At 47.2% G+C, this 24,941-nt stretch carries 25 protein-coding genes; 15 read left to right on the forward strand and 10 right to left on the reverse strand.

What is annotated here, in order from left to right; all coding sequences use genetic code 11:
- Nucleotides 1-238: 238 nt before the first annotated feature.
- Nucleotides 239-1,924, forward strand: a complete 1,686-nt coding sequence (locus QUB30_RS17240; RefSeq protein ID WP_333335501.1) for a DNA repair helicase XPB — start codon at nt 239-241, stop codon at nt 1,922-1,924.
- Here the strand turns inward: QUB30_RS17240 and QUB30_RS17245 are convergent, their stop codons facing one another.
- The gene (locus QUB30_RS17245; protein ID WP_333335504.1) at nt 1,925-2,569 is read right to left on the reverse strand and encodes a peptidase M15; all 645 of its coding nucleotides are present in this window, start codon (nt 2,567-2,569) and stop codon (nt 1,925-1,927) included.
- 370 nt (nt 2,570-2,939) lie between these two features.
- Here QUB30_RS17245 and QUB30_RS17250 point away from each other — a divergent pair, with 370 nt between their 5' ends.
- Together QUB30_RS17250 and QUB30_RS17255 are read left to right on the forward strand one after the other, a co-directional pair.
- On the forward strand, nt 2,940-3,359 hold the full coding sequence (locus QUB30_RS17250) for a XisH family protein (RefSeq protein ID WP_332948402.1): 420 nt from the start codon (nt 2,940-2,942) through the stop codon (nt 3,357-3,359).
- On the forward strand, nt 3,344-3,679 hold the full coding sequence (locus tag QUB30_RS17255; RefSeq protein ID WP_333335508.1) for an element excision factor XisI family protein: 336 nt from the start codon (nt 3,344-3,346) through the stop codon (nt 3,677-3,679). The genes QUB30_RS17250 and QUB30_RS17255 overlap by 16 nt, the downstream gene beginning before the upstream one ends.
- Before the next feature lie 53 nt (nt 3,680-3,732).
- On the opposite strand, the gene QUB30_RS17260 is transcribed toward QUB30_RS17255, so the two are convergent.
- Both QUB30_RS17260 and QUB30_RS17265 read right to left on the reverse strand, forming a co-directional pair.
- Nucleotides 3,733-3,939: a hypothetical protein gene (locus tag QUB30_RS17260; protein ID WP_006631417.1), complete on the reverse strand. Its 207-nt coding sequence runs from the start codon at nt 3,937-3,939 to the stop codon at nt 3,733-3,735.
- Between the two features lie 92 nt (nt 3,940-4,031).
- Complete coding sequence (locus QUB30_RS17265) at nt 4,032-4,322, reverse strand: GIY-YIG nuclease family protein (protein WP_333335705.1); 291 nt, start codon at nt 4,320-4,322, stop codon at nt 4,032-4,034.
- Between the two features lie 357 nt (nt 4,323-4,679).
- Here QUB30_RS17265 and QUB30_RS17270 point away from each other — a divergent pair, with 357 nt between their 5' ends.
- From QUB30_RS17270 to QUB30_RS17290, 5 genes are all read left to right on the forward strand, one after another.
- On the forward strand, nt 4,680-6,800 hold the full coding sequence (locus QUB30_RS17270; RefSeq protein ID WP_333335511.1) for a serine/threonine protein kinase: 2,121 nt from the start codon (nt 4,680-4,682) through the stop codon (nt 6,798-6,800).
- Nucleotides 6,801-6,905: 105 nt separating this feature from the next.
- Nucleotides 6,906-7,325 carry a DUF2281 domain-containing protein gene (locus QUB30_RS17275; protein WP_333335512.1) on the forward strand — a complete coding sequence of 140 codons (420 nt, stop codon included), beginning with the start codon at nt 6,906-6,908 and terminating at the stop codon, nt 7,323-7,325.
- Nucleotides 7,300-7,437, forward strand: coding sequence for a hypothetical protein (locus QUB30_RS17280; RefSeq protein WP_333335515.1), 138 nt, complete (start codon nt 7,300-7,302; stop codon nt 7,435-7,437). The genes QUB30_RS17275 and QUB30_RS17280 overlap by 26 nt, the downstream gene beginning before the upstream one ends.
- Before the next feature lie 174 nt (nt 7,438-7,611).
- A complete protein-coding gene (locus tag QUB30_RS17285; protein ID WP_333335519.1) occupies nt 7,612-8,757 on the forward strand; it encodes an iron-containing alcohol dehydrogenase family protein in 1,146 nt (381 codons plus the stop codon).
- 99 nt (nt 8,758-8,856) lie between these two features.
- Nucleotides 8,857-10,041 (forward strand): aspartate aminotransferase, encoded by a 1,185-nt coding sequence (locus QUB30_RS17290; RefSeq protein WP_333335523.1) that lies wholly within the window; start codon nt 8,857-8,859, stop codon nt 10,039-10,041.
- Between the two features lie 334 nt (nt 10,042-10,375).
- Here QUB30_RS17290 and QUB30_RS17295 read toward each other — a convergent pair whose 3' ends face one another.
- Together QUB30_RS17295 and dapF are read right to left on the reverse strand one after the other, a co-directional pair.
- Nucleotides 10,376-11,518: a hypothetical protein gene (locus QUB30_RS17295; protein ID WP_333335526.1), complete on the reverse strand. Its 1,143-nt coding sequence runs from the start codon at nt 11,516-11,518 to the stop codon at nt 10,376-10,378.
- Nucleotides 11,519-11,747: 229 nt separating this feature from the next.
- Nucleotides 11,748-12,674: a diaminopimelate epimerase gene (gene dapF / locus QUB30_RS17300; RefSeq protein WP_333335530.1), complete on the reverse strand. Its 927-nt coding sequence runs from the start codon at nt 12,672-12,674 to the stop codon at nt 11,748-11,750.
- Between the two features lie 181 nt (nt 12,675-12,855).
- Between dapF and QUB30_RS17305 the strand changes: the two genes are divergently transcribed.
- A complete protein-coding gene (locus tag QUB30_RS17305) occupies nt 12,856-13,068 on the forward strand; it encodes an Hfq-related RNA-binding protein (RefSeq protein WP_333239123.1) in 213 nt (70 codons plus the stop codon).
- Nucleotides 13,069-13,231: 163 nt separating this feature from the next.
- Here the strand turns inward: QUB30_RS17305 and QUB30_RS17310 are convergent, their stop codons facing one another.
- Complete coding sequence (locus tag QUB30_RS17310) at nt 13,232-15,547, reverse strand: cation:proton antiporter (protein WP_333335533.1); 2,316 nt, start codon at nt 15,545-15,547, stop codon at nt 13,232-13,234.
- A gap of 118 nt (nt 15,548-15,665) precedes the next feature.
- Between QUB30_RS17310 and QUB30_RS17315 the strand changes: the two genes are divergently transcribed.
- The 3 genes from QUB30_RS17315 (at nt 15,666) to QUB30_RS17325 (ending at nt 18,650) form a co-directional block, all read left to right on the forward strand.
- Nucleotides 15,666-16,757 (forward strand): acyltransferase, encoded by a 1,092-nt coding sequence (locus QUB30_RS17315; RefSeq protein ID WP_333335536.1) that lies wholly within the window; start codon nt 15,666-15,668, stop codon nt 16,755-16,757.
- A gap of 206 nt (nt 16,758-16,963) precedes the next feature.
- Nucleotides 16,964-17,905, forward strand: a complete 942-nt coding sequence (locus tag QUB30_RS17320; RefSeq protein ID WP_333335539.1) for a M23 family metallopeptidase — start codon at nt 16,964-16,966, stop codon at nt 17,903-17,905.
- Between the two features lie 208 nt (nt 17,906-18,113).
- Nucleotides 18,114-18,650 carry a late competence development ComFB family protein gene (locus QUB30_RS17325; RefSeq protein ID WP_006631395.1) on the forward strand — a complete coding sequence of 179 codons (537 nt, stop codon included), beginning with the start codon at nt 18,114-18,116 and terminating at the stop codon, nt 18,648-18,650.
- Nucleotides 18,651-18,928: 278 nt separating this feature from the next.
- On the opposite strand, the gene psb29 is transcribed toward QUB30_RS17325, so the two are convergent.
- Nucleotides 18,929-19,642, reverse strand: coding sequence for a photosystem II biogenesis protein Psp29 (psb29, locus tag QUB30_RS17330; RefSeq protein ID WP_333335542.1), 714 nt, complete (start codon nt 19,640-19,642; stop codon nt 18,929-18,931).
- A 343-nt stretch (nt 19,643-19,985) separates the two neighbouring features.
- Between psb29 and QUB30_RS17335 the strand changes: the two genes are divergently transcribed.
- A complete protein-coding gene (locus tag QUB30_RS17335) occupies nt 19,986-20,606 on the forward strand; it encodes a chromophore lyase CpcT/CpeT (protein WP_333335546.1) in 621 nt (206 codons plus the stop codon).
- 231 nt (nt 20,607-20,837) lie between these two features.
- On the opposite strand, the gene QUB30_RS17340 is transcribed toward QUB30_RS17335, so the two are convergent.
- From QUB30_RS17340 to hemF, 3 genes are all read right to left on the reverse strand, one after another.
- Nucleotides 20,838-21,452 (reverse strand): phosphopantetheine-binding protein, encoded by a 615-nt coding sequence (locus QUB30_RS17340; protein WP_445300511.1) that lies wholly within the window; start codon nt 21,450-21,452, stop codon nt 20,838-20,840.
- A gap of 228 nt (nt 21,453-21,680) precedes the next feature.
- Nucleotides 21,681-22,043 carry an STAS domain-containing protein gene (locus QUB30_RS17345; protein WP_006631392.1) on the reverse strand — a complete coding sequence of 121 codons (363 nt, stop codon included), beginning with the start codon at nt 22,041-22,043 and terminating at the stop codon, nt 21,681-21,683.
- A 57-nt stretch (nt 22,044-22,100) separates the two neighbouring features.
- Complete coding sequence (gene hemF / locus QUB30_RS17350) at nt 22,101-23,144, reverse strand: oxygen-dependent coproporphyrinogen oxidase (RefSeq protein WP_333293756.1); 1,044 nt, start codon at nt 23,142-23,144, stop codon at nt 22,101-22,103.
- Nucleotides 23,145-23,425: 281 nt separating this feature from the next.
- Here hemF and QUB30_RS17355 point away from each other — a divergent pair, with 281 nt between their 5' ends.
- Nucleotides 23,426-24,496 (forward strand): Mrp/NBP35 family ATP-binding protein, encoded by a 1,071-nt coding sequence (locus QUB30_RS17355; RefSeq protein WP_006631390.1) that lies wholly within the window; start codon nt 23,426-23,428, stop codon nt 24,494-24,496.
- Between the two features lie 222 nt (nt 24,497-24,718).
- Nucleotides 24,719-24,910, forward strand: coding sequence for an NAD(P)H dehydrogenase subunit NdhS (locus QUB30_RS17360; RefSeq protein WP_332977793.1), 192 nt, complete (start codon nt 24,719-24,721; stop codon nt 24,908-24,910).
- The last annotated feature ends 31 nt before the right edge of the window (nt 24,911-24,941 follow it).

Here is a 24,941-nt window from a genome sequence, read left to right on the forward strand (position 1 = left end):
GCCAGGGTGCAGCAGTCGGATACAAATCCTGAAATTATTACTCAGATTATCGCCCGACTCCTTCACCGCTACAAGTATCTATAGCAATCCTAAATCATTTGTGAGTTTCTTACTCCCTCCCCTTACCAAGGGGAGGGTTGGGGTGGGGTAAAAAATTTACGACTCCTCCAAGGATTGCTATACAACCAATTAAAATTATCTACGTTTATCTGCCTTTTATCTGCGATCGAAACAACCTATGAATTATGTTCCCGAAAATGCTTTGATCGTGCAAAGCGATCGCTCAATTTTACTAGAAGTTCACGCCCCAACAGCACAACAGGCGCGAGAAGCGATCGCCCCCTTTGCCGAATTAATCAAAAGTCCCGAACACATCCACACCTATCGCATCACGCCCCTCAGCGTGTGGAATGCGCGGGCGGCGGGAATGCCTGTTGAAGACGCGATCGCAGCTTTGCGAAAGTATGCCAAGTATCCCATTCCTGACTCCGTAGCGCAGGAAATTGAACTGTTAGGGGCGCGGTATGGATTAACTGTAATTGAAAGAATCGATGCGGCTAGCCCCGATTTACAACTGCGAATTGCCGATTTGCCCCTAGCGGAATTGCTGGTACGAGACGATCGCGTCAAACCAATGTTGGGGAAGCGCATCTCCGATCTTTGCTTTCAAGTCGATGCCGGAAATCGCGGCGTACTCAAGCAAGCTTTACTAGCGGTGGGCTATCCGGCAGAAGATTTGGCGGGATATGTGGAGGGTGCCGATTTAGGGATTTCTTTGCGCGATCGTACTCTAACAGATTTGCCCTTTAAGTTGCGTGCTTATCAACAAGAAGCAGCAGAGGCATTCTATCAGGATGGGGAGGTAAAAGGTGGAAGTGGGACGATCGTCCTACCGTGCGGGGCGGGTAAAACAATAGTCGGGATGTTAGCCATGAGTTTGGTAAAGCAAAAGACACTCATCCTCACCAGCAGTTTGACTTCTGTGCACCAGTGGCGCAGGGAAATATTAGACAAAACGAGTTTAACTGAGGATGCGATCGCTGAGTACAGCAGTGTCACCAAACAGACGGCTGCTGTCACCCTATCGACTTACCAAATGCTAAGTTATCGATCGAATAAAGATGATGAATTCCCGCATTTCGAGTTGTTTAACGCCCAATCGTGGGGACTGATTATTTATGATGAAGTCCATCTATTACCTGCACCGATATTTCGGATCACCGCTGAATTACAAGCACGGCGCAGGTTAGGTTTGACTGCGACATTGATTCGCGAAGACGGGAAAGAAGGCGATGTATTCACGTTGATTGGGCCCAAGCGCTATGACGTACCTTGGCGCGAATTGGAAGGACAGGGATTTATTGCCACTGCCAATTGTACGGAAATCCGCGTCGCCCAAAATGAGGCGGAAAAAATGGAATATGCCCTAGCGCCCCGCCGCAATCAGTTTCGCATTGCTGCGGAAAATCCGGGTAAGTTGGATGTGGTGCAAAGTTTGTTGCAAAAGGAAGCGGGACATCGTATTTTAATTATCGGTGAGTTTCTGGAACAGTTGGATGCGATCGCCAAAATTACCGATTTGCCTCTGATTACGGGGAAGACGAAACAGGCTGAGCGCGATCGGTTATACGAAGCATTCCGTCACAAAGAGATTCCGGGATTAATTCTATCTCGCGTGGGCAATTTTGCCGTCGATTTACCCGATGCCGATGTGTTGATTCAAGTATCGGGAAAGTATGGTTCTCGCCAAGAAGAAGCGCAGCGCCTGGGACGAATTCTCCGCCCGAAATCCGACGGACATACGGCGAGTTTTTATACATTAGTATCGCTACAAACTTGCGAGGAAGATTTTGCCCGCCACCGCCAACTCTTCCTCACTGAACAGGGCTACAACTATCGCATAGAAGTTCAAAAAGATGTTTAGTCAACGAGCGATAAATTCTTGGTAAAACTGCTCATGCAAACCTAAGAAATTCTCCATCCCCTCCTTTGTCAGATACCCGCTATTCTTACCAGTGTGCGGGTTTCTTACGTAGCTAGAAATGGTTTTTGAAACATTAGGATTCTCGCTCCACCTAATGTTGAACGCTGCATAGTTTGGGAAAAAGGTCATTTCTGCATAAGCATCAATGTGGTCATGTATCCACCATGCCAATGCTGTCCAATCTTGAGTGCGTTCATAGTAAGGGATGAATGATGTAACAACAATACATACTGTTGCTCCCATATACCCATCTGAATCTTTTACGTCCCAGATATGTTCTGCATAGTTGTCCTCATTACTGGCACAGCCGTACTGATTTTTATTCTCTGCTCCTTTGGCGTTCACCGCACAAGAACGATAGGCTGAGCGGATACTAATCCGACCAAGCGCATCTTGAATTGGTTCAAGCACCCTCTCACACAAATTCTTTCCTGCTGCGATCGCCAAGTCAGGATCGCTAGGAATGTTAGGGATACCTTCAATTTGAGAGATTTCTGAATAAAGAAACTCACGCATGAAAAAACTCTTAGAGAGTTGAACCCGTCCTAGCTCTTCCAAAGCTTTAACAGTTTGTGGCTTTCTCATAGACTGAACTACAGTAATTAGAGGTGAATAGCTTAATGTTAAACACTGGCAGATAATTTAGAAGCATTGTTTCAGCCAAAAGCGGAGCCAGCTAACTTATAATTGTACCGCAGATGCGATACAATACATAATAAAGTCTAAAAATACCGCAACTTGCCCATGTCTGTCCACCCCTTCTTACCTCCGTCGGAATCTTCTGTTCTCGATCGACGGCGCACCACCAGACTCAAACATCTTACTCGTCGCACTTAAAAAAGCGATCTTTGATTACATATTAGACTATTTACTTTCACAATAAGGGACATCCACAAGACATGGGAGCTGAAGAGGTTCGTGCTGAGCTTTCCTAACCTAAATTCTGGAATATCGAATGTCTAGACGCGATAATTTACATTCCTCCCTGCGTCGCACCCTCGAAAAAGACGGGTGGACAATTACGGACGATCCTTTAGTCTTAGTGTTAGAGCAGACTCTTTTGAAAGCCGACTTAGGAGCAGAAAAGTTTTTCAGTGCCGAAAAAGAAGGGCATAAAATCGCTGTTGAAATCAAAGACTTTGATTCACCATCAGTCATTAGCGAACTGGAAAAAACGATGGGACAACTTCAGCTTTACCAATGGGCATTGGAAAACCAAGAACCGGAGCGTCAGTTGTTTTTAGCAGTGAGCCAAGCGATCTACATTAAGCACTTTCAAAAACCGATTTTTCAGTTAGCCGTCCAGCGAAATAAAATCAATTTATTAGTTTACGAACCAAGTCAAGAGGCGATTCTCCAATGGATAACTCACTAACCTATGCAGACATTCTCAAAAAAACCCTGCAAGAAGCAACTCGCGCGCAACCCCGTTTACAGGCGATCGAGCTTTACTCCGTCTGTGATGTCGATTCGGGTCACTTTCTGGTTCTGGCGACAGGCTGGGATAAACAGCGCTGGATGGACACCATTCTGTTTCATGCTCGTTTAGTCGATCGTCAAGTGGTAATTGAAGAGGATAACTTCGAGGAAGGGCTAAGCCAATCGCTGATTGAGGCTGGTATAAAAGCAGAGCATATCGTGACTAGCTCCTTCCTTGACAACAGCGATCGACAAAGAACCTATCAAACACTGTAAAGCCCCTCGATCGGAGCTATTGGCGGCGTATTTGCGATCGCCAGTTGACGCTGTTATTGTCCGCGTCCCGGTTTGCAATCTGCAAAACCTAATGCCTCTGTGTCAAGGAAACTAGCGATCGCCATCTCAATGACTGCTTCGATTGGGTATTCAATTTCAGCAGCACGAGCAATTAGGGCAGCACGAATTCGTTCAGGAAAACGTCCTAAAATAACTTCGGCATCAGCGAGGGAAAGTTGCTCTTGAAGTTTGGCTTGCATGGCTTTACATCTCAGTTGGAATTTGGACATTGTAAGGGGGCTCAGCAGCTCTTAGAATGATGGCTTCTAGCTCCAATAGTAACGCAGGGTTCTCAAGCGTGAGAAATTGTCTGTACTGCAATCCGTATGTCTTCATCGCTATATTTATCGAGCCATGCCCACAAAAAAGCTTTGTGCCCACCACTGAAGCGACCTCGTAAGCTCTTGGTTTTACCGATGTAGAGCAATCCATCAGTTCTGTGCCTGATTGCATAAATGCCAGGACGCGCAGGAATGCTCTCAAACCCACGGGTCAAGGGTTGACATTGCTCAAAAGGAATGAAAGCAATCGCGTCTAGAATTCTTCGCGCTTGGATTTGTATGTCAGAATCATTCGTTGGCATGAAGGCAAGAAGGCTAATTGCACAGAAATTATAATCCCACAAATTCTGTTACAACCATCATCCACTAGGGATGGTTTCCTGCGCGATCGCACAGAGAAGGCGATCGAGCCCGAGCTGATTTGAGCCTTGACCGTGCTTGTATTTTTCTAGGATATTGGAAAGGGGCGAGCGATCGGGTTTCACCTGTCGGTAAAAAATGTAACGTTATTTCCGTAAAAAACCCGGTTTATGCGTCCAGGAGTATTCATGATGAAATTCAATCTAAAAAGCAACAAGTGCAGAATAGTTGGCAACCATCCGAATTATACCTCCTAACATCCTGCTACACTATTAATAACCGCATCCTCACCCACAATTATGTTCGCAAAAGCAATCCTCGCTCTCGCTCCCTTAATCTCGGAAGTGCTGTCACCCATCGCCAGAAATATCGGTCACAAACTAGGAGAAAGCCTCGGCAATAAAGCTCAACAATGGGTAGAATTTCTGATTCCCGATCCCAATCAGATATCCTCCGATTCGACTGAGATAGAGCCAGTAAAACAGCGTTATTCCCAGGAAATGATCGAATACGCGAAAGCGAAAGATGGCAGAGATAACGAATTGTTAAAGCTGACAGTAGCACAAACGGCGCGTCGCATAGAGTTGCAGGAACAGGAACAGAGAGACAGACGGAAGCTGGCCGCCTTGCAACGGGATTTGATGCGGGAATTGCAAGCAAAAGATATTCAGGTCAAGCTGGCTGAAATTCAAACAATTTGGGATAAAGATACTTGGTTTTCTAAGTTGAATCGAGAGGAAACTAAGCAGATTTTACTTCAGCAGCAACATCGCCTCTTAATCTTACTATCACCGCCAAAAATTAGCAAGCGATGCCCGGAAACCTTCTGTGAAGATTTGCCAATTGAGATGAGAAGTGTGGGAGATTTTCTCAGACAGCATTATCCTCAACAGGATGTCTTACGTCCAGTTAAGTTTTATAGCGACTATTTCACTGAGTCGATTGGTGATATTGATGTGGAACGCTTGCAGCGAATTTTATCTCCGGTTCCTACTACAATTTTATATAGCGATATCAGCGACTATGCAGTAACTTTTCGCGTCGGCTTTTGGGGATTCCTGAGTAATCAGGAAGTCTCCCTGTTTTCTACCAAAGTTTTTGACTGGGAAGAGGCAAAAGATGCACTTTTAGCATCTGGGGTAAGTGAGAAAAAAGCCCTCCGCATGATTCGGCAGTTGATTGTAGCGATTCACAAGTTACTGGCTGGATTTTTGGCAGATTTGTATTATCTCAATATTGACCCCGGCTATGAACCTTTGTTATTTAATTTAAAGGATGAATTGGCTGAAGATGGATTAGCAGAAGAGTGGGTGAAACCTTATTTTGATATTCTTCATGATATTCAGCGACGACAGCGAGAACAGTATGAACAGGAATTGAAAAAGCTGATTGAGCAAGTAGAGACTGAACGTCAATCTCAAGAAGCTGCCAATGCTGAAGCTCAACGCCAACAACAAATAGAAGAAGCTGCCAATGCTGAAGCTCAACGCCAACAACAAATAGAAGAAAAAATAATTAGGAAAGCTTACTCCTTCAAATGTGTAAAAACTCTTAATGGCGTAGCTATGTCATCTGTTGATTGCGTAGTTATTAGTCCAGATGGCAAGACTTTTGCTAGTAACAGCAGTGGAAATTGCAGCAAACTTTGGAATCTCCATACAGGAGAGCTGATTCGTACTTTTTCTGCGGATTCAGGTGCGGTTTATTGCGTTGCCATTAGCCCTCATGGAAAAATTTTAGCTGGTGGAAGTTCTGACCAACAAATTAAGCTGTGGAATCTGGAAACTGGACAAGAGATTAGCACTCTCAAGGGTCACTCAGGTTTAATTCGGTCTCTTGCTTTTAGTCCAGACGGAGAAACTCTTGTTAGCGGCAGTGGTGACCATACTATCAGACTGTGGAATCTGAAAACCAAACAGGAAATCCGCACTCTCACTGGACATTCAAACCTGGTTATGTCTGTCGCTATCAGCCCGGATGGAGAAAATATTGCTAGTGGCAGTTGGGACAAAACTATCAAACTGTGGAGTCTGAAAACCAGACAGGAAATTTGCACTTTTACTGGGCATTCAGAGTCAGTTTATTCTGTCGCCTTCAGCCCGGATGGACAAATTCTTGCTAGTGGTAGTGGAGACAAGACTATCAAACTTTGGAATCTGAAGACCACACAGGAAATTTGCACTCTAAGAGGGCATTCACAGGGGGTTTTTTCCCTTGTCATCAGCCCGGAGGGACAAATTATTGCAAGTGGAAGTAATGACAATACTATCAAGCTTTGGAATCTGAAAACCGGACAGGAAAATCGCACTCTCACAGGGCATTTAGCCAAGGTTAATTCGGTCAGTTTTAGCCCGGATGGAAACACTCTGGTTAGTGGCAGTAATGGTGGGAATATCAAGATTTGGCGGTGTGATGGGTGAAGTAAGAGGGAAAGATGACAATTATGGCGCGATTGGCAAACAGGGAACTACAAAACTTGACTGCATGAGAAATAAACCGATAAACGCTTAGGGAAGGTAATTGAAATGTCAGAAACAATTAATTTTGAGAAAGCACTGTTAGAGAAGTTGCGACAGTTGCCCACTGAGAAACAACAAGAATTGCTCGACTTTGCACAATTCCTGGTGCAAAAAACGGAACAGAAACAGCAGTTCTCCAGCGAAAGTTCTGAGTCTAACAGTTCGTCAATAACCGAACCTACTCTCAAGCTATCACTTAGAGAAATTGCTAGCCTGCCAATAGCAGAACGCCATAAAATACTAGCACCGTATATGGCTGCTACAGCCGAAGATTTTTTGACATATCCTGAATTAACCGAGTTTTCGGCACTCGATGGCGAGGAGTATTTAATTGATCCAGCTATTACTCGCAGCCACGACGCTTTTTTGAAAGGTTACGCACCCGAAGACGAAGGACTTTATGATGACTACAGTACGTTTGTTTAGATTAGATTGTCTGGAAAAGTTTTTGTTGCTAGCGAAAATCGGGCAAATTTCTCAACCAGATGCAGCAGCAGTGAAACCAGTCTGGGATTTGTACGTTAAGTCTCAACTTTAATCATAATTCGATCGCCCTCAACCCCCCAACTCCCCTCCCATCCCCCAACCCCGCACAATACTTAATAAAAACTTTACAAAACTTACCCGATCGCCCAACATGGGTTAGAGTTATCCTAGAAAATCCAGCAATCCTGCAAAGCGTCAACATTCTCGTCACTTATCCAGTGGTTCGATGACTCAAACCCAAAGCACCAAAACCGCCACCCCAACTGCAATTTATTCCTTGACAATTGCTCCCGCCTGTGTATTGCGAGGTCGATCGGCCATCGCACAAGCCGGAGATGCGATCGCCCGTTTCGGAAAGCGGCCGCTAATCGTCGGCGGCAGCAACTCCCTCGCCGCCGCCCAACCCTACCTGCAACCAATCCTCGAACAGCAGCAGTTAAAATCCGCCGAAACAGCATACGGCAATGATTGCAGCGAAACCAGCCTCGAAATCCTCCGCGCAGCAGCCCAAACCCATCAAGCCGACTTCATCATCGGTGTCGGCGGCGGCAAAGCCTTAGACGCAGCCAAACTCGTCGCTTATCAGTGCAAAATCCCGATCGTCACAATACCCACATCAGCAGCCACCTGTGCCGCTTGGACAGCCCTTTCTAACATTTATTCAGAACAAGGTGCATTCCAATACGATGTAAGTTTAGCCAGATGTCCCGACTTATTAATACTCGACTACGGCTTAATTCAAACCGCACCACAGCGGACATTAGTAGCAGGAATTGGAGATGCGATCGCCAAATGGTACGAAGCATCAGTCAGCAGCGGACACTCCGAACAAACCCTGATAATTTCCGCCGTTCAACAAGCTAGAATACTGCGCGATATATTATTCCAAAAATCAGCCGCCGCCCTCAAAGAACCCGGTAGCGAAACCTGGCAAGAAGTCACAGATGCAGCCGTATTGCTAGCAGGAGTAATCGGCGGAATTGGTGGTGCCCAATGCCGCACCGTCGCCGCCCACGCCGTCCACAACGGTCTAACTCATCTATTAGCAAGTCACGGCACATTGCACGGCGAAAAAGTCGCTTACGGCATTTTAGTACAACTGCGACTAGAAGAAATGCTGCAAAACAATCAACTCGCCGCTAGCGCCAGACAGCAACTGCTAAAATTCTACAGCGAGATTGGATTGCCCCAAACTTTAGACAACCTCGGACTCGGAGACATTACCCTAGCAGAATTGCAGCGCGCCGCCGATATCGCCTGCAATCCCAATTCCGACATCCACCGACTGCCTTTTAAAGTTGTTCCCCAACAATTAATGGCAGCGATGGTTTCTACCACCGCACCTGTGGGAGAATTAAAGATTAAGAATTAAAACAGTTTGTAGTAAGGACTAAAGTCCTGAAAAGGCTGTGCTAGCAAGGACGAAAGTCCTTACTACAAACCAGGAAAACTGACAACTGACACAAAATAAATGACCTTGGATTGGATTAGCCCTGCTGACAGGTTGCAAAAACTACCGCCCTACGTATTTGCCCGTCTCGACGAACTCAAAGCCCGCGCCCGCGAACAAGGACTCGATTTAATAGACTTAGGAATGGGAAACCCCGACGGTGCCACTCCTCAACCAGTAGTAGAAGCCGCCGTCGCAGCCATCCAAAATCCTGCAAATCACGGCTATCCACCCTTTGAAGGAACTGCCAGTTTCCGCCGTACTATTACTAAATGGTACAGCCGCCGCTACAACGTTGAACTCGATCCAGAAAGCGAAGCATTGCCTTTATTGGGTTCTAAAGAAGGTTTAGCACATTTTGCGATCGCCTATATCAATCCAGGGGACGTAATATTAGTACCAAGTCCCGCTTATCCCGTATTATTTCGCGGCCCGATTATCGCCGGTGCAAAAGTTCACAACATCATCCTCAAACCAGAAAATGACTGGGTAATTGACTTAGCCGACATTCCCGACAGCGTAGCCGAACAAGCCAAAATACTTTATTTCAATTATCCCAGTAATCCGACTGGAGCAACAGCACCCCGCGAATTTTACAAAGATATTGTGGCTTTCGCACACAAGCATCAAATCTTGCTGGTTCACGACTTGTGTTATGCGGAATTAGCCTTTGACGGCTATCAACCGACAAGTTTATTAGAAATTCCCGGCGGTAAAGAAATCGGCGTCGAATTTCACACGATGTCCAAAACCTACAATATGGCCGGCTGGCGCGTCGGTTTTGTAGTAGGAAATAGCAAAATTATCCAAGGTTTGCGGACATTAAAAACTAACCTAGATTACGGTATATTTTCCGCTTTGCAAACAGCAGCAGAAACAGCACTGCAATTGCCCGATAGTTACTTGCACGAAGTGCAGAATCGTTACAGGACTCGCCGGGATTTCATGGTGGAAGGATTGGCAGAATTAGGGTGGAATATTCCTAAACCTCTGGCTGCAATGTATCTGTGGGTTCCCTGCACTCGCGGCATGAGTTCGACAGATTTTGCCCTGAATGTTTTGCAGCAAACGGGTGTTGTGGTGACTCCTGGTAATGCTTTTGGCCCAGGCGGCGAAGGATATGTGAGAATTAGTTTGATTGCAGATTGCGATCGGCTGGGAGAGGCACTGCGGCGCATGAAACAAGCAAACATTCGCTATCAATAGTCATGGTCATGAGTCATTAGTCATGGGTCGTTAGTTAGTAGTTAGCAGCTAACAACTAATAACTATTTAATCAAGATTGAGGACAAATAAAATCCGCTAACAAGGGTAAGGTGCTAAAGCCAGGGGCTTCCCGCTCGTTCTAGGGTGATATTCGGCGCACCGTACAAATAGGGGTAAGATACGCCGAATATCACCCTACAAATAATATCAAATCCGGTAGCCTCGGAATTAATATTACCCACAGTCAGGACACGGCAGTGCCGTTTCCCTACAATTGATGGGGGTAGGGAAACGGCACTGCCGTGTCCTCCGTTTCTATCATATCTGAGTGTAACTATAAGGTGTTAATTTGATCGATCACCCAATCAAAAGTTTCCATCACTTGCTTGAGGGCAGATTCGTCTTGCAAAGTAAACAAAGCCAGACTCGGCGACCTTCTCTCACCCGGTTCGATAGGCAGCGACAGACCGATCGAACTCAGCTTACTTCTCAATTCCAGCCAATTTTGTTCCGCATTAAAAGGCGGCTGGGAACCATAATTATCAGCAGAAATCTCCATTCTGCCAGCAATATCTACAGTGAATAACTGATAGGGTTTTCTTCCCTTTTGAGGCAATTGAGCGGCGAAACCGCCGTAGGCATCCCCCGTTCCCCAGTGGATTTTAACTTCTGGTTCTTGACTTTTTGCCCACAGGTAAATTTCTCTTGCCATTTGCGCCTCGTCCGCGCCTCGTCTAGCTTTGATTTCCGCAAAAAATGAAGATTCATCCCAGCGCCTTCTTTCGCGCGTTGCGCTGGATTTTTTCTGCTGTGCTTCGGCTGTCTGACCGATCACTCTGGGAACCAGCGTTTTCAAACCGTCTTCACTTACATACTGTTTAATTTCCAGGGCCAAAACTTCAACCGGGTCCATTTGTTCGTTGAGAAATTCCACAACTCGGCGCATTTCAGCGGAAATCTCGTCAGCTACAAACACTAAGCGAACTTTACCCGCTTGCAAATTAGTTTTAACCTTCTGCCAAAATCTGTCTTCATTAGCATCTGCACCGAGAAACTCTTCAAAAATCTGTTCGGGATCGCGACCCCGATCGCGACAATTAGCTTCAAACAGAGCAATAATTGAATCAATGGGCCAGTAAAACAACGCATTAGCAGCATAGTCGATCGACTGACCCAAAACTTTTTGCCGCAGTTCGGCATTAGGAGTTCGCCGGACATCCACCAAAGTAGGAACTGCATTTTGGTCGAGAAACAAATGATCCAGCGACCACTGCACCGCTGTTTCCTCATCGCTGGGTGCAGCTTCCCGCGAAATTAACAGCCACCTCCGCGCCGTCGCGCGATCGATTTGGTCTCCCGCGATCAAATTAGGATAAGTTACTAACAAATCTTGTAACTGGTCTTCCGAGTCGTAGGGCTGTTCCATCATTTCTACCAGCCTGTCGTCGTCCTGAATCAGATAAATACCTCCAGCCATGCCAGCCCACCTACTTAATTTTAGATTTTAGATTTTAGATTTTAGATTTCAGGCTTAGTTATTAGTCTTCAGTCTTCAGTCCGCAGGCAATGATTTGTGAAGGCAGAAGGCATTGGTCAGAATTCAATAAAAATTTTGAAGTCAATAATTTTTATTGTTTGTTAATTCAACAAAAAATTCCTTCTGACCAGTGACTGATGACTAATAACTAATGACTAATAACTGATGACTAATGACTAATACAACCAGTAAATACTCGCTGTGCCGGCCCAGTCATGTAAATCCGCCCCGAAACTTCTGCCCATTCGATTTCCAAAACGCCGCCGGGGAGTTCAACCGCAGTTGCCCGATCGCACTTCCCTACCAACACCCCAGCTACCACAGCAGCACAAGCACCAGTCCCACAAGCTAGAGTAACACCCGCGCCTCTTTCCCACACCCGCATTTTTACATAGTCCGAACGTACCACTTGAATAAATTCCGTATTGGTACGCTGCGGGAAGGCTTTGTTGTGCTCGAATTGAGGGCCGACAGTTTCTAAAGCAACAGCCGCAACATCCTCTACAAACGTAATGCAGTGAGGATTACCCATGCTGACACAGGTAACAGACCAAGATTTATCAGCAACTTCGATCGGCACATCTATAGCTTTGGCATCCGCTGCAGCCAAAGTGGTCGGAATTTCCGCAGCCAGCAGCCGGGGAACTCCCATATCCACTTTCACCTGACCGTCCGATCGCAATTCGGTGATAATAACGCCCGCACCGGTGTGAATCCGGTACTCAGTCTTAGATTCACTCCCCCCCTTAGCAAGGGAGGGGTCAATTTCTTTCGATTCACTCCCCCCCTTAGCAAGGGGGGGTTGGGGGGGATGAATTTCTGACGCTTCCAAATCGGCGATAAACTTAGCCAAACAGCGAATCCCGTTGCCGCACATTTCCGGTTCCGAACCGTCAGAGTTAAAAATCCGCATCGTATAGTCAGTGTCGTTTTGACCCGGAAGAGCAAATATCACACCGTCTGCGCCAATCCCGAAATGTCGATCGCACAACTCCACAGCTTGTTCTGGTGTAATCGCCGGTTCTGACGAGTGGCGGTTGTCAATCAGAATAAAATCATTTCCCAGTCCCTGATACTTCGCAAACTCGATCGGCATAAAAACCTCTGAATGTTAAAACTGATTAGTTGATAGACTTCATAAAGTCATTAGTCATTTGCCAGTTGCGTTCCGCCCGCATCTCCTTAGTCCTCACTCCTCAATCCTCAGTTTGCCACCCCAGACTAATGACTAATGACTAATGACTAATGACTAATGACCAAATTACCCATTTCCCACTATGTCAGAATTTGAGACCGGATTGCCCAGCGTTCGCTTAATACAAAGCTACATCAAAGACAAAGAACAGGTAGAGATTAAACTCGTGACCGGCGACTTGCTAGCGGGCCGAATTTTTTGGCAGGATCATAGCTGCATTTGCCTCCTCGATCCCTCAGAAACACAAATTCTGATCTCGCGGCCAGCAATTGCTTATCTTAAACCCAACGGCTGAGGAGAGGGGGAGACGGGGGAGACGTGGGAGAGTGGGAGATGGGAAAAATCTTCCCTCGAACCTTGAACCTCTTACCTCTTCCTTCTTCCCTCGAACCTGTTTCAACTTCGGTCTTCCCGATCTCCGTTACATCCGAAGAAAGCGAATCCGTTGCCGAACTTCCCTAATCGCTAAACAGCTTTTCGCTGACTTGGGCGGTAATAAAAGGCAGCTTTAAAGCAGATTGCCGAACAGGCGGCGAGGCCGTCCGCTGCATCAAGCCTAGTTCGTAGAAGCCGCCGCACAGCAGTAAACGATCGCCTTGTTGCAGATTGGTAGTTCCGTCCGGCCAGCGAGTAAATTTCCCTTCTCGGCGGATCGCCCGCACCTGCACCCCGTACTGACTCAGCAAATCTACCTCTGAGAGTTTTTTGCCCGCCCAAGGGCTGTTTGCTGGCAGCCTCAGCCACTGGCAAGAACTGTCGCCCTGCGGCACTGCAACTTCTCCCTTCGCCAGCAACTCAAAACTGATGAGTTCTTCGGGTTCTCCCACTACAAAAAGTCGATCGCCCGACTGCAAAGCTGTCTTGCCGTTGGGATAATCAATTTCCTCGCCATCTTTGCGGACGATCGCCATCACGCTGACCCCTGTCAACTGCCGCAAGTTAGTTTCTTCCAGAGTCATGCTGGCGATGGGAGAACCCGACGGCAAGCTGTACCACTCGCTGTTCATATCTCGAACCGCCACTTTCAAATCCCGCGAAACCGCCAAAGGTTCGCGCGCTGGCCGCAATTCCAGATAGCGGCTGCTGCGAATTTGCTGCACATCCCGCGCGATCGCCATTGCCGAGAGTCCCATGCCAGCCAGCAAGTGGGAAGACAGTTCTAAACTCGCCTCAAACTCCGGCTGCACGACTTCCCAGGCCCCCAGTTGGTAAAGCAGTTCGATGTCTTTATCTTGGTTGGCCTGCACCACAATATCCAAATCCGGGACTAATTCTAAAGCCCGCTTCAGACACAAGCGAGTGCTCATGGGATCGGGAAGGGCGATCGCCATGGCTTTGGCCCGTTCCACCCGCGCGGCTTCCAATACGTGCAAGCTGGCAGCATTCCCGTAAATGTAAGGAATTCCTTGCACTCTGCAGTCTTGAATACTACTTTCTGACTCGTCGATCACCACAACTGAACAGTTGCGGCTTTGCAGCATTTTGACTAAAATTCTGCCGACTCGCCCGTAGCCACAAACCACAACATAATTTTGTTCCGGCAAAGTTTCAGCTATTGCCACAGGTTGAGATGTTTCGTCAAAATAGCGCTGCAAAGGCCCAAAATTTTCCGCCCATTTCAATAACTGCGGCACGCTTCTCAATAGAAATGGAGTCAGCACGAGGGTGACGGCTGTCGTTCCTAAAATTAACAGGTAAACGTTCCGCGAAACCAGCCCCATAGCTTGGCCGGAACTAGCGAGTACAAAGGAGAATTCTCCTATTTGAGCTAAGCCCAAACCTGCGATTAATGCTGTTTTTAGCGAATAGCCAAATAATCGGACGATCGGCGTTATAATCAAGAATTTGCCTACAAATACTAGAAATACCAATCCCAGAATTAATTCTAGATGGTTCCAGAGAAACACCGCGTCGATTAACATTCCGATCGTCACAAAAAATAAGGATGCAAAAATATCTCGCAAAGGCTCGACATAAGTTAGAGTTTGGTCGGCATATTCCACTTCCGAAATCATCAAACCTGCCACAAATGCGCCCATCTCGATCGAAAAACCCAAATATTCTGTCAGCAGTGCAATTCCTAAAGCCAAAACCACAACTCCCAGCAAAAACAGTTCCCGACTTTCTGTTTTTGCGAGGTAGCGCAGCAACTGCGGTACGATCCAAATGCCCGCCACTACAGCACCGACAGCAAATAACCCGATCCGCAGCAGGGCCCAGGCTACCGTCATGCCGATCGCTTCTGCTGGCTGGTTGAGTGCCGGCAAAACTGCTAGCATTAACCCCAAGGCCAAATCTTGAACTACTAATATTCCCAGCATGACTTGACCGTGGGAAGTACCGCCTTCATTGCGCTCCATCAAGCACTTCAGTACAACTGCTGTCGAGGAAAGCGACAGAATCGCTCCTAAAAACACGCCTTGAGCGGGCGATTCTACCCAGCCTACAGCCAAGGAAATTGCAGTAGTAAAGGCGATCGTCAGCACAATTTGCAAGCCCCCTCCGCCTAAACTAATGGCTTTTACTTTCTGGAGTTCGGCGAAGGAAAATTCCACTCCCAAGGCAAATAACAGAAAAGCAACCCCGAATTCAGCCAGGGTTTCTACCTGAATTAATTCTTTAATCAGCCCCAAACCGGCCGGCCCAACTACGATCCCTCCCAGGAGATAGCCGAGAATTACCGGCTGTCGCAATAACGATGCAAAGAGTCCTCCTGCTGCGGCAGCAGCGAGAACTAGAACTAAGTCAACGATCAGTCGGAAGTCTTCTTGCACAACTTTATGAAAAAAGTATAAAGTTATATTATAGTCTCTAATGTGTTGACTATGTTTGGCGCGTTGACTATAGTTGAGGAACAAGCACAACGGCTACCCTTAGCTAAGGTATTTTCTCATGACACAGAGTTCCACTCCTCACAAAAAGCTTAACCTCTTGCAAGTTTATCGAGGCATTGCGGCTGTATTCGTGGTCATGGTTCACATAACTATTAAGAGTGCGAATAATTTAAATCAAGTTCCTTTTTTTAATTTATTTGGGGCTGGGTGGACCGGTGTTGATTACTTTTTTGTCTTGAGCGGTTTTATCATGGTATACGTTCACCGCTCGGCGATCGGTAAAAAAGACCAGTTAAAATCTTTTTTAGTCAAGCGCGCCGTGCGAATTTATCCGATATACTGGATAGTAACTCTGACTGCTTTGTGTTTATTTCTAGTAATTCCAGGTTTTGCTCACAATCAAGATTTAAGTTTGGGATATGTAATTAGGTCGCTGCTCTTGATTCCTCAAAATGACAAGGCCATTCTGGAGGTAGCTGGGACTTTAACTTACGAAATAAATTTTTATTTATTGTTCAGCATAGCTATCTGGCTGAAACCTAAACATTCTGTGCCTATTCTTTCGGCTTGGCTATTGGTAACGATTTTACATTATAGGAAAATTGTAACATTCCCCCACGATAGTTTTTTGCTGGAAGCAGTATTTGGAAATATGAATCTAGAATTTGTTTATGGCTGCTTGGCTGCGTATATTGTAATTAAATATAACAATAATATAGGTAAGTACAGGTGGATATTGTTTGGGATAGCAAATTTAGGATATATTTTAGGAATGCTCGCCGTATGGGGAAACATATGGGTCGGACGCATCCATAGTTTTGGAGTGCTAGCAGCTCTGTTAATCATTGCTGCCACCTCGATAGACCTCAAGGATTCCCCTAAAATTCCTTATCTTTTAATTTTCTTGGGTGAGGCCTCATACTCGATATATTTGACGCACATGCCGGTGATTACAGCAATTACAAAAATAATGCAAAATGCAAATTTAGAAAAATATTTCGACGGTTTCTTTGCTCCCGCTCTACTAGCAGTGTTCGCCGTAGTTTTCGGTTGCATATTCTACTCTTTGATAGAAAAACCCTTGACAGTTTTTCTGCGCAAAAATATTGTTGAAAAAAAGTTTTTTCCCAAAGCAGAAGGCAGAATCTAAAAAAGCCGAAGATTTGACGGCGTTGGAAGCTAAGAATCGCGATACTGTCTGCTGTGAAATTAATCTCCTTCTACCTGGTTATTGTTACTTTCGGACCGAGAGAGCCTAAACTGTGATTTGAGTCATCAAAAACTCACTGAGTCTAGATATTTGAGATGTATAGTCAACAGGAATATCTGCTTGACAACGCTTAAGGAAAGCTAACTATGATAATGACTGTGAATCGAGGCAAGTGCGGGCAAAGTGCAAAAATAATTGCGGCTGCTATTGTCCGGTGGCGACGGTTGAAGCCAAACCAGCTAACGGTGAGTTCGATCGGGGGAATTGTTGCTGGCCTTCTGAGTTTTGCCCTGCCAGTGCAAGCTTTGCAGGTAGTTGTGACGCCGGCAAATCCCGAACTGGGAGATACGCTGTCAGTAATGATTCAGGTTGACGGTAACGGCGGGGAAACTCCAAAAGTTTCTTTACAGCAGAAAAACTACCCTGCGTTTCCCATCGGCAACGGGCGCTTTCGGGCCCTGCTGCCGACGACGCCGGTAGAGAAACCCGGTGCCCGCCAAATCCAAGTCACAGGTGACGGACAAGTGCAGAAGTTGAGCGTGCAAGTGCGCGATCGAGATTTTCCCACCCAATCCATCTGGCTACCGCCTGGAAAAGACGAGGAAGGTACAGATGCCGAATTCGATCGTGTAGACGCATTTAAAGCACTGGTGACAACCGAAAAATTTTGGGACGGCAAATTGTTGCGCCCCAACTCCGGCGAAATCACCACTATTTACGGGGTGCGGCGGTATTATAATGGGGTATTTGCTCAGGACTACTACCACCGGGGCGTTGATTACGCGGGTGCTTACGGTTCCCCTGTCGTGGCACCAGCAGCCGGTCGGGTGTCTCTAGTGGGACGCGAGTCGCAAGGGTTCAAAATCCACGGGAACGTGGTTGGTATCGATCACGGTCAGGGGGTAGCAAGTATTTTGATGCACCTCAGCCGGATTGATGTCAAGGAAGGCGATGTCGTCAAAGCAGGTCAAGTAATTGGTGCTCTGGGGTCAACGGGGGCTTCCACAGGCCCTCACCTGCACTGGGGATTGTACGTGCACGGGCAGTCCGTCGATCCTGTACCTTGGCGGCTTCAGGGAGTTGAGTAGGAGTTTTTACAGGTTTTGACGGATAAAGCCGTCAATTATGGGGTAAGTTTGTGGCTGGGGTCTACACATAACTGTTATGGGTTATCAGTATTGAGTTAGGATTTGTATAAAATTTCTCAACTCAACCCTCCAAACTCGAATCTCAAGACGCTAACAATTGCGTCTTCACAAAACTTTATTAATGATGCCGTTGAGCGGGGACGCATATATGAGTATTGAAAAAATTGTTGAACAGGCTTTGCAGGATGGTTATTTAACGCCGTCTATGGAAGCTGAGGTGGGACGGATATGCAATACGGCTTCGGAATTGTCGATCGAAGAGTACATGGCTCTCGATCGTCTGATGGGATCTTTGTTGACTGGCGAAGTTGTGGTTCTGCCACGCAAACAGTTCATCAACGTCATGGAAGAATTGGTGCTCAGCGATGCGATCGCTAGGGTGGCAGAAATTGAGGCGACGAGCGACTTGAGTCTGGATGTGGGAGATATTGCAGCTTATGCTTTAAATAGGCTGCCACCTCTTTACGCTACGACAGAAGAGGGAGCTCACTTTCAAAGGGCTAGGGCTAAAGAGCAACTTCACGATTTGATTTCCAAAGAAGTCAACGCAGCGATCGCCCGCAACTTGGACAGGCCCGACACCCCAAACCCCACAGCTTTGGGCAAGTCTTCTGGGAACGAGGTTCTTTCACAGCTAAGCACTTGGCTGCAAGCTAACGCCACTAATTTTGAGCCGCAGCCTTAGCACCACCCCAACAGCTCTATTTTGGTTAAGTCGATCCCGCTCAATTCAGAAAGCGGGATTTTTAGTTTCTGAGCAAGCAACATTCATCTGAAGGCACAAGGCCGAAGCCAGAATTTAAGAAAAAAATTAAAATTTAAGAGTTTTTTGTTTTTTGAAAAAACAAAAAACCCCTCTTCCTTCTTTTTACCCGCTCGCGAAGCCGAAGGGCCTTCTTCCTGACATCCGTTACATCCTCAGAAAGCGAATCCGTTGCCAAACTTCCTTCTTCTTCCAAACGATTAATTGTTGCTGTCAGAAGAGTCTGCTGAGGGGCTGGCGGTAACTTTTGTTTCTCGCTTTTCGCGTTTTTTTCGTTCCGCTTGGATGACATCTTGAAGCACTATGCGCGCTTGGGTCATTTTTTCCAAATTGCTGCGGTACAAATCTAAATCTTTGCTAACTTTGTCTTCTGGCAGGTGCAAGGCCGCACTGACTTTGGCGATCGCGTCGTTTCGCGTTTCTTGGTCTTTTACCAAGTCGGCGTCAGCTTTTTCTAACAGCGAGAACAAACCGATCGCGAACAAGCGGCTGTACTTAAATTGAGGGTTGCTGGCGATCGCCCCTAAAGACGCTTGCAAATCCGCTGTATCTTCAAAGCTGGTCGAGCGATCGAGCCACGAGAGCAACTCTTGCCCGGAAAGCCGCTCCGCCAAGCTTTCCAATCGCTGAGCGTCTTGCTTGTAGCGAGCTGGATCGTCGCCGAGAGATGAACACAAACCGTTAAAAATCGAAACTCTGTCTGCTTCTGGGGCGTATCCCAGCATAAATCGATCGAAAGCTGTCACTACACCCAAAGCATAAATTGGGTCATATTGAAAATCGGCATTCGCCGAAAGCAAGTGCATTTCTACCATCAACTCTTCCACCACTCGACGGTAAATTGAATTGATCGGTCGAGTGTGAATCGTATAGAAGCTTCGCTTAGTATCTGAAACAGTACGGTTATTGTTCACCTGAGTCTTATAGATAAATAATTTTGCCGCAGCGGGCGTGCCAGCGCGGCGTGAGTAAAGTCGGGGGAGTCAATTCTGCGATCGGGCTGACAAAAATTGCCAGTTTTTTTTAAGCGTTGCCGCCTCCAAGCGACACAAAATTTTATCAAAAAGATTTTACGCGCGATCGGCAGCAACAATTAATATGTCGCAGTAGGAGGGCAAAACCCCAGTATCTTTACAATCATAGCTTAGCTGGGATCGCTCATAAATCTAATCTTCTGACTTGCCCAGCCCAGACCTTCCAAGGCTTATCACAATAACTTTTTGCTGTCAAGCCATAAACCTGAAAAATCAAACAAACATGACAATTTCTCCTGAATTAATAGCTTTAGCCCAGTATATGGCAGGCGAATTTGACAACCGGGAACAAGCGCTAGCAGACCCGACTTGGTACGTTCACCTTCGTTTGTGGCAAAGACCCCTGCCGGTTGCTCTCTTGGAGGAACCCAGCATTGTGCTGTTTGCGGAACAAGCCAGCATTCTGCAATTAGACAAGCCATACCGCCCCCGCATCGTGCAACTGAGGCACTCACAGACAGCGCCGGGACTTATCGAAGCTCAGTATTATATGTTCAAGGATATTGCAGCCGTCAAAGGAGCCGGTCGCAACCCGGACTTGCTCAAAAAGCTAACCAGCGAGCAAATTCAACTTCTCCCCGGCTGCACCCTCTCGGTTGCGGTGCAAAATTTCGGCTCAAACGGCTATCGGTTTCGGGCTTCTTTGCCGGAGGGCACTCGCTGCGGCTTTACCTACGGGGGGCAAAATTACCAAGTAGATTTGGGATTTGAAGCCGCAAGCGAGGAATTTCTCAGCTACGACAAAGGAATAAACCCCACGACAGGCGAAGCTACCTGGGGAGCTTTAATGGGCCCTTTTAGATTTGTCAAGCGTCAGGATTTTGCTGCTGAGATATTGGTTTGAGGGCGGTGTCACTCAATTTGCACGTTCCGACGTTGCACAGATATAAATAACGTCAGTTCGGGTTAAGCTGGACTTCCCCCATACAAATGTACTAACAGTCCTAAAATTCCTACCCAACAAAGGTTTCAATTGTTGAGCTATAAATTTGTACCCATTTATCAGCAATAGCTGACGCAGGATCTCGCGCTCAATAGTTGTAGATTCAATATAATTGCCGATCGCAAACAGATATCAATCATCTACATAGGTACAAAATTTTTTACTCAACAATTGAAACCGTTGTGAAGAGAGGCTTTTGAGCCGGAGTAAGTATATTGGCAGGGGGAAGTTCAGGTTAATGCTCCTCTCTAATATTTGGGGCGAGATGGCTCCACTGAAACGTAAACCCCCACCACTGTTGTAGTGGCAACTGTCAGGTTTCGACGGCTGCCAATACCAGATAAATTCTTGCGCGACAGACAGCGGTACGTATGTGCATCGCGCTACAGGGGCCAGAAGTGGTAGAGCGTCAAATGCCCCCTTCCCGGAAGACTGCACCTGTAACTCAGTTTGGTATGCAGTTTCGTCGCTCGCCTTGCTCAGGGAAGCGATGGTGGGCGCTTCAAACAGATGGCGTAGGGGCAGTTGGAGCGAAAAGGCTTGCCGGATGCGAGAAATGATTTGGGTGGCCAGCAGGGAGTGTCCCCCTAATTCAAAAAAGTTGTCGTTAATACTTACCTGTTGCTGTCCCAAAACTTCGCTCCAAATAGCAGCTAGTTTGGTTTCAGTAGGTGCAGTTGGTGGAGCAAAATAATCTTCCCGTTCCCCGACAGAGGTCTCTGGTGCGGGTAAGGTGTGGCGGTCTATCTTACCGTTGGGTCACGTTAAATAGGAATGCCTAGCTTCGGCATAGGTTTTTCGGAACGGAAATGAGAGCTTGTCGGTTTAAAGTGGCCTATCAAATGTGTCAGGAAAGCAGAATAACAGGAAGCAGGCAAGAATTTACCTGCTTCCTGTTATTCTGCGGGGTTTCTGCACGCTTCTGAGCCTCAAGCTTTAATTGCCGTGACATCGCAACCGATACCAGCCCGGCGATCAACTTGCGCGCGGCACCCCCTCTAGAGCTTCTTCTTCCGTTTCAAAGATTTCAAACACAGAATCCATCATGGTGACTTCAAACACCAGTTTGGCTTCTGGATGAACATTGCAAATGCGGAAACTTCCCTTAACTTTATCCGCATCCCGCATACCTGCTACAAGTGAGGTCAGGCCAGAACTATCGATAAAGTTAACCTGACCAAGATTCACTACGACATGGCGGCTGAGTTTGGAAATACACTCTTGCAACTTGAGGCGGAATTGCCAAGCTGTCGTGATGTCCAACCGTCCTGTCGGTGCTAAGACGATAACTGTTGTACCGTCTTGAAGCGTGTGGGTTTTTTGATCAATATGAATCACTGACCCTTCCCTCAAATTTATTATCTATCGCGGTGGTTACTGTCCCAGTAGTTTAACTCAGGTCGGTGACTGCTGAGGCATCCAATTCGCCCAATCTTGCGGTTTTAAGAACTTGGAGTAGAGTTCGGCTTCGGGAGAGTTGGGTTCTGGCTCGTAACAATATTCCCAGCGTACCAAAGGTGGCAGGGACATGAGAATCGATTCGGTGCGTCCGTTGGTCTGCAAGCCAAAGGTCGTGCCTCGATCGTACACCAAGTTAAATTCAACGTAACGGCCGCGGCGGTAAAGTTGGAAATTACGCTCGCGCTCGCCGTATTCTTTCGATCGGTGCTTTTCAATTATGGGGGTGTAAGCCGGCAAAAATGCCCGGCCGCAGTCCTGTACAAAGGCGAAGAGCGACTCCCAAGTCCTAGGTTCCGGCACGCCGATGTTGTTGCTGCACTCAGCGGCCTTGCCTTTGACATGATGGTCGCGGTAAAGCGCGCCTTGAGCGCTTTGGTAGTCAAAAAACAGACCGCCCACGCCGCGGGTTTCTTGGCGGTGAGGCAGGTAGAAATATTCGTCGCACCAGAGTTTAAATGTCGGATAATATCCGGGATGGTGGCGATCGCAAGCTGCTTTCAGAGTTTTGTGAAAATGAGCTGCATCCTCAGCCAACGGGTAATAAGGAGTCAAATCCACACCGCCGCCAAACCACCAAATCGGCCCCGCCTCAAAATAGCGGTAATTCAGGTGAACCGTAGGCAAGTAGGGATTGCGCGGGTGCAGCACCATCGAAGTGCCAGTTGCATAGAAATCGTGACCTGCAGCTTCTGGGTGCTTGGCCAGAATCAAAGCCGGCAAACTTTCGCCCCAAACTTGGGAAAAATTGACTCCCCCTTGTTCAAAAACATTGCCTTCGCGCATGACGCGAGAACGTCCGCCGCCGCCTTCAGAGCGTTCCCAAGAGTCCTCCTTAAATTTGCCAACGCCATCGACTTGTTCGAGGGATTGACAAATTTCGTCTTGTAGGGTTTTCATAAATTGGCTGACTCTAGCTCTAGAGTCAGCGGGAGGCAAAAACGGGGAAGTGGCGGTTTTAAGTGTGGTAGAAACTGTCATCCGATTTTAGATTTTAGATTTTAGATTTTAGATTGAAGAATTGCGACCACGGATCAATTCGGGGATTGCGAGCAAATTGCTTTCGGTCGTAGAAATTCTTGCCGAGCGCATTTGAGTTTGAGATTGACCGTGAGTCCCAAATCCTGTCGTCATGTAATTATGCCACCGCAGGTCTGCAAATGATCGCTATGAAGTTACATTAAAAAATAGCAATAAAAATATACTTAAACGTGCGATCGAAAATTCGCTAACCCAATTGCAGAGCTATGGTGGAGAACACAATGCCCAATACACTCGATGTTAGTTCAGTCTTAGAAATCCTGCGACCCGTGCAAGACCCCGAACTGCAAAAGAGTTTGGTGGAATTGAACATGATTCGTAACATAAAAATTGACGGCGGTGTCGTCAGTTTTACTTTAGTGCTGACAACGCCTGCTTGCCCGCTGCGAGAATTTATTGTCGAAGATTGTCAAAAAGCGGTCAAACAGTTGCCAGGAGTCGAAAAAGTGGCGGTGGAGGTGACAGCCGAGACGCCCCAGCAGAAGGGAGTGGTCGATCGCCAAGGCATTGAAGGAGTGAAAAATATTATCGCAATTTCCAGCGGCAAAGGCGGCGTCGGCAAAAGCACGGTGGCGGTAAATGTGGCCGTAGCGCTGGCGCAAACCGGCGCTAAGGTGGGTTTGCTGGATGCGGATATCTATGGGCCCAACGACCCGACAATGTTGGGTTTGGGGGACGCGAAAGTCATGGTTAGGGACGGAAAAAGCGGGGAAAGCCTCGAACCCGCCTTCAACTACGGCGTCAAATTAGTGTCGATGGCGTTTTTAATTGACAAAGACCAGCCCGTGATTTGGCGCGGCCCGATGTTGAACGGGATCATCCGGCAGTTCCTCTATCAGGTAAATTGGGGCGATTTAGACTATTTGATTGTCGATATGCCTCCGGGTACTGGAGACGCGCAGTTGACAATGGCGCAGGCTGTGCCGATGGCTGGTGTCGTGATCGTGACGACGCCCCAGACTGTGGCTTTGTTGGACTCCCGCAAGGGGTTAAAGATGTTCCAGCAGTTGGGAGTGTCGGTATTGGGAATTGTGGAAAACATGAGCTATTTTGTGCCGCCCGATATGCCAGACAAGCAATACGATATTTTCGGTTCCGGTGGCGGGGAAAAGACTGCTGCTGAGTTGGGAGTGCCGCTGTTAGGCCGCATTCCCCTGGAAATTCCGTTGCGGGAAGGTGGCGATTCGGGGGTGCCGATCGTGGTGGGGCAACCGGGTTCTGCTTCAGCTAGGGAGTTGCGGGCGATCGCGGGCCGCATTGCCGGTAAAGTTTCCGTAGCAGCCTTAGCCTAACTCACATCTTGCATTGTTAATCAGCTTTTGATGGGCGGGCGGGACGCCCACCCCACAAGAAACCTGTTTAGTTTGTGGAACAGGCATCTTGCCTGTTTAGTTTGTGGAACAGGCATCTTGCCTGTTTAGTTTGTGGAACAGGCATCTTGCCTGTTTTAGCATCAAGTCTCGATCGCCAAGAAAAGGTAAACTGTAAACAGCAAACATAACATTCAAACAATTATGATTTTTCCAGGTTCGGCAGTTCGAGTTAAAGATAAGGGTGAGATTTACTACGCCTTTCAAGGACAAGTCCAGCGAGTTACCGACGGGAAGGTCGCGGTACTGTTTGAAGGTGGCAATTGGGACAAGCTGATCACGTTTCGGCTGTCGCAATTGGAACTTGTGGATGCGACGGCTGGTCGCGTGAAATAGTCAGCGGTCATTAGTCATTGGTAAGGGTTAA

Source organism: Microcoleus sp. BROC3, assembly GCF_036702515.1.
Lineage (GTDB): Bacteria > Cyanobacteriota > Cyanobacteriia > Cyanobacteriales > Microcoleaceae > Microcoleus.

Bases quoted from the DNA above. Each gene is read 5' to 3' on its own strand.
- QUB30_RS17240 (WP_333335501.1), top strand. From the start codon at position 239: ATGAATTATGTTCCCGAAAATGCTTTGATCGTGCAAAGCGATCGCTCA.
- QUB30_RS17245 (WP_333335504.1), bottom strand. From the start codon at position 2,569: ATGAGAAAGCCACAAACTGTTAAAGCTTTGGAAGAGCTAGGACGGGTT.
- QUB30_RS17250 (WP_332948402.1), top strand. From the start codon at position 2,940: ATGTCTAGACGCGATAATTTACATTCCTCCCTGCGTCGCACCCTCGAA.
- QUB30_RS17255 (WP_333335508.1), top strand. From the start codon at position 3,344: ATGGATAACTCACTAACCTATGCAGACATTCTCAAAAAAACCCTGCAA.
- QUB30_RS17260 (WP_006631417.1), bottom strand. From the start codon at position 3,939: ATGCAAGCCAAACTTCAAGAGCAACTTTCCCTCGCTGATGCCGAAGTT.
- QUB30_RS17265 (WP_333335705.1), bottom strand. From the start codon at position 4,322: ATGCCAACGAATGATTCTGACATACAAATCCAAGCGCGAAGAATTCTA.
- QUB30_RS17270 (WP_333335511.1), top strand. From the start codon at position 4,680: ATGTTCGCAAAAGCAATCCTCGCTCTCGCTCCCTTAATCTCGGAAGTG.
- QUB30_RS17275 (WP_333335512.1), top strand. From the start codon at position 6,906: ATGTCAGAAACAATTAATTTTGAGAAAGCACTGTTAGAGAAGTTGCGA.
- QUB30_RS17280 (WP_333335515.1), top strand. From the start codon at position 7,300: ATGATGACTACAGTACGTTTGTTTAGATTAGATTGTCTGGAAAAGTTT.
- QUB30_RS17285 (WP_333335519.1), top strand. From the start codon at position 7,612: ATGACTCAAACCCAAAGCACCAAAACCGCCACCCCAACTGCAATTTAT.
- QUB30_RS17290 (WP_333335523.1), top strand. From the start codon at position 8,857: ATGACCTTGGATTGGATTAGCCCTGCTGACAGGTTGCAAAAACTACCG.
- QUB30_RS17295 (WP_333335526.1), bottom strand. From the start codon at position 11,518: ATGGCTGGAGGTATTTATCTGATTCAGGACGACGACAGGCTGGTAGAA.
- dapF (WP_333335530.1), bottom strand. From the start codon at position 12,674: ATGCCGATCGAGTTTGCGAAGTATCAGGGACTGGGAAATGATTTTATT.
- QUB30_RS17305 (WP_333239123.1), top strand. From the start codon at position 12,856: ATGTCAGAATTTGAGACCGGATTGCCCAGCGTTCGCTTAATACAAAGC.
- QUB30_RS17315 (WP_333335536.1), top strand. From the start codon at position 15,666: ATGACACAGAGTTCCACTCCTCACAAAAAGCTTAACCTCTTGCAAGTT.
- QUB30_RS17320 (WP_333335539.1), top strand. From the start codon at position 16,964: ATGATAATGACTGTGAATCGAGGCAAGTGCGGGCAAAGTGCAAAAATA.
- QUB30_RS17325 (WP_006631395.1), top strand. From the start codon at position 18,114: ATGAGTATTGAAAAAATTGTTGAACAGGCTTTGCAGGATGGTTATTTA.
- QUB30_RS17335 (WP_333335546.1), top strand. From the start codon at position 19,986: ATGACAATTTCTCCTGAATTAATAGCTTTAGCCCAGTATATGGCAGGC.
- hemF (WP_333293756.1), bottom strand. From the start codon at position 23,144: ATGACAGTTTCTACCACACTTAAAACCGCCACTTCCCCGTTTTTGCCT.
- QUB30_RS17355 (WP_006631390.1), top strand. From the start codon at position 23,426: ATGCCCAATACACTCGATGTTAGTTCAGTCTTAGAAATCCTGCGACCC.
- QUB30_RS17360 (WP_332977793.1), top strand. From the start codon at position 24,719: ATGATTTTTCCAGGTTCGGCAGTTCGAGTTAAAGATAAGGGTGAGATT.